Origin of the sequence: Natronospira sp. (assembly GCF_007134575.1) — a bacterium.
GTDB lineage: Bacteria > Pseudomonadota > Gammaproteobacteria > Natronospirales > Natronospiraceae > Natronospira > Natronospira elongata.
Genome location: NZ_SLKM01000040.1, coordinates 1 through 3,541, shown reverse-complemented (window position 1 = coordinate 3,541; position 3,541 = coordinate 1). Strand labels below are relative to the sequence as shown.

The 3,541-nt window shown below is 61.9% G+C and carries 4 protein-coding genes; 1 reads left to right on the top strand and 3 read right to left on the bottom strand.

Translation table 11 applies throughout. From position 1 onward, the window contains the following. The coding region (locus tag ACJWXQ_RS01545) for an FAD-dependent monooxygenase (protein ID WP_406672009.1) at positions 1–439 on the top strand (439 nt) is incomplete at its 5' end. Between the two features lie 289 nt (positions 440–728). Here the strand turns inward: ACJWXQ_RS01545 and ACJWXQ_RS01540 are convergent. From ACJWXQ_RS01540 to ispG, 3 genes are all read right to left on the bottom strand, one after another. Continuing rightward, on the bottom strand, positions 729–1,064 hold the full coding sequence (locus tag ACJWXQ_RS01540; RefSeq protein WP_406672008.1) for a 4a-hydroxytetrahydrobiopterin dehydratase: 336 nt from the start codon (positions 1,062–1,064) through the stop codon (positions 729–731). A 118-nt stretch (positions 1,065–1,182) separates the two neighbouring features. Beyond that, a complete protein-coding gene (gene phhA, locus ACJWXQ_RS01535) occupies positions 1,183–2,022 on the bottom strand; it encodes a phenylalanine 4-monooxygenase (protein WP_406672010.1) in 840 nt (279 codons plus the stop codon). A gap of 113 nt (positions 2,023–2,135) precedes the next feature. Then, a complete protein-coding gene (ispG, locus tag ACJWXQ_RS01530; RefSeq protein ID WP_406672007.1) occupies positions 2,136–3,371 on the bottom strand; it encodes a flavodoxin-dependent (E)-4-hydroxy-3-methylbut-2-enyl-diphosphate synthase in 1,236 nt (411 codons plus the stop codon). Positions 3,372–3,541: the final 170 nt, after the last annotated feature.

Genomic DNA, 3,541 nt, shown 5'->3' with positions numbered 1-3,541 from the left:
CCGGGAACTCACTCTGGCCAGCGCCGGGGTCCTGGGCGCACTGGAACCGGATACCGATGTGGTGAGCTTTCCCCTGTGTTCCCGCCAGGCCGAGCGTTATATCGGCGAGCGCCTGCTGCTGGTGGGGGATGCCGCCCACACGGTCCATCCCCTGGCCGGCCTTGGCATGAACCTGGGCCTGAAGGATGTAGCGGAACTGCTGCCGATCCTGGCCAGGGCACGCGAGCGGGGGCACGACCCTGGTGAACGCGCTGTGCTCCGCCGTTATGAACGGGCCCGCCGCCCGGACAATCAGTTCATGCTCCACACCCTGGATGGCATCAACCGCCTCTTTCGCAGTGACGCCCCCGGTCTGGATCTTCTCCGCGGCTGGGGCATGCGCCTGTTCGACCATAGCGGGCCGATCAAGCGCGAGGTGATTCGGCGGGCGATGGGGTGAAAACCCTGGAACCTCCGAAGACACCGAAGAAATTCAAATGGGGAAATTGCTTGGAGGCATAGGAAGCCGCAGACCAAAGTAGCTCAGTGCCAACAATTTTGCACTCTCGCTCTTTCTGTGGCCCTCTCGCCTTTGTGGCAAATTCTTCGGTTTCTTTTCGGTGTCTTCGGCGTCTTCGGTGGTTCCAAGGTTTCCCCACAAAAAAAGCCCCACCAAAAGGCGGGGCTCTTCTCTAACGCTTCAATCCAGCACGGCCAGCTCGTAGCTCGCGGCTCGAAGCTCGCAGCTCTCACTTAAAAAGCGCGTCCACCTTGGCCGCGCAGATGAAGTCGTTGATGGACAGGCCATCAATGGCATGGGTCTGCCAGTTCAGCTCGCAGAAGTTGAAGCCCAGCTTCACATCCGGGTGATGGCCTTCGGCATTGGCAATCCAGGCCACGGCATTCATGAAGCCCATGGTCTTGTTGAAGCCCTTGAACTTGAAGGTCTTGCGGATGGTCTTGCCGCCATCGACGATCTCCCAGCCCTCATCCAGTTCCTTGAGGTGCTTTTCGGCTTCGGCCTTGTCGAAGGGTTTCACCCCGCCTTCACAGGGGGCGCAGTGCTGTTCGGTCAGGTCAGACATTGCAGAATCCTCGGCTTGAGTTCGGGAAAAGAAAATGCCTGTGGGAGCGACATTCCTGTCGCGACAAGAATGTCGCTCCCGCAGGGGGACGAGAAACCCTGGAAAAGAGGTTCCTTGCTCAGGAAGCCTCTTTAAGCAGGCGCTTGAAGCGCTCCTGCTTCTCCTCCGGCAGGTCGTCGAAGGGAAAGTTGGGGGCATGCATGCCCTTGCGCTTTGCTTCTTCCACCATTGCCATCATGTCCTGGTTGGCGACATCGAAGAGGTCATCCAGGCTATCGATGACAAAGTAGGTGCGCTGGTAGATGTCGATGCGATAGGGCGTGCGCATGCACTCCACCGGGTCGAAGGGCTTGCGGACCGGCTCGTCGCTTTCCACCGAATAGACCGTCTCGCCGGGGGAGGAGACCACGCCGGCGCCGTAGGTGCGCAACCCTTCCTCGGTGTTGATCAGGCCAAATTCCACCGTAAACCAGTACAGGGCCGCCAGATACTTGCGGTCTTCCTTGCTGGCATTGAGCCCGGCCTTGCCGTAGGCGTGAGTGAAGTCAGCGAAGCGCTGGTCGGTGAGCAGGGGGGTGTGGCCGAAGATCTCATGGAAGATATCCGGCTCCTGCAGGTATTCCATTTCCTCGCGGGTGCGAATGAAACTGGCCGCCGGGAATTTCTTGTCCGCCAGCAGGGCGAAGAACTTGTCGAAATTGATCAACGCCGGAACCGGGGCCACTTCCCAGCCGGTATGCTCGCGCAGGGTCTGTGACACTTCCTTGCATTGAGGTACGCGATCCTCCGGGAAGTCCATGCGCTCCATGGCCTCCAGCCAGATCGGCGAGGCGCGGCCCGGGAGAACCTTTTTCTGGTTGGTGATCAGTTCATGCCAGATCTGGTCCTCTTCTTCCGTGTAGTGGATGTAGCCGTTCTCGTCAGGCGTCTTGGCTGTGTACTTGGTGCCCTTGCCCATAAAATTAACCTCCCAGTGCATGCCGGCACAGACGCCGTTGGCGCGGCCGGGCAGGCGAATTTCCATGTTCTGATTCTACCGTTTTCGACAGCCGCCTGCAGGACCTGTTCCGGCTAGCCGGCTTTGCGGCTGCCACTATTGCGGCGGTATCGCTGTTCTATGTAGCGCTCGACGCGGGCCTGGAATTCCGCGGCGATATTGTCGCCTTTCAGGGTCACGGTCTTTTCGCCGTCCTCGAAGACCGGCGCCACCGGCCGTTCTCCGGTGCCCGGCAGGCTGATGCCGATGTTGGCATGACGTGACTCGCCGGGACCATTGACCACGCAGCCCATGACGGCTACTTGCAGCTGCTCCACCCCCTCGTATTCCCGCCGCCAGCGGGGCATCTGTTCCCGCAGCCAGCTTTCGATATCCCGGGCCAGCTCCTGGAAGAAGGTACTGGTGGTGCGCCCGCAGCCCGGACAGGCCGCGACCTGAGGGGTGAAGGCCCGCAGGCCCATGCTCTGCAGGATCTCCTGGGCCACGATCACTTCCCGTGTCCGGGCGCCGCCAGGTTCCGGGGTGAGCGAGATTCGAATGGTATCGCCGATGCCTTCCTGCAGGAGGACGGCCAGGGCCGCGGTGGAGGCGACGATGCCCTTGCTGCCCATGCCCGCCTCGGTGAGGCCGAGGTGCAGGGGGTAGTCACAGCGCCGGGCCAGCTCCCGATAGACGGTGATCAGGTCCTGCACCTGGCTCATCTTGCAGGAGAGCACGATGTAATCGCCGGGCAGTCCCAGTTCCTCGGCGCGCTCGGCGCTGCCGATGGCGGACTGGATCATGGCCTCGAACATGATGTCGCGGGCCTCTTTTGGCGCATCGGAACGCGCGTTTTCGTCCATCAGCCGGGTGAGCAGATCCTGATCCAGGCTGCCCCAGTTGACGCCAATGCGCACCGGCTTGTCATGCTTGATGGCAATCTCGATCATCTGCGCGAACTGCGGGTCCCGGCGCGAGCCCTTGCCCACATTGCCGGGGTTGATGCGCAGCTTGGCCAGGGCCTCGGCGCATTCGGGGTACTTGCTGAGCAGCTTGTGGCCGTTGAAGTGGAAATCCCCCACCAGGGGGACATCCAGGCCCTGTGCTTCCAACTGCTCGCGGATCACCGGTACCGCTTTTGCGGCGTCCTCGTTATTGACCGTAATACGCACCACTTCGGACCCGGCCCGGGCCAGCTCAGCCACCTGCTTCACCGTGGCGTCGATGTCCGCGGTGTCGGTGTTGGTCATGGACTGCACCATGATGGGCGCACTCCCGCCCACGGGGACACCGCCTACCAGGACTTGTCGGGTTCTGCGCCTTTCGATCATTGGGGGCTCGGGCATCGTTGCGGGTAAAGGGCCTATTCTACCGCAGGCGGGGCTTGCGGGATAAGGCGCAGAACAGCGGCGAGCGGCGAGCTACTAGCGGCGAGCTGGCCGTGCCCGCGAAGCTGCCGTGTTGCTTTGGACAGGCACTGCCACCTCCGAACCAGCCGCTG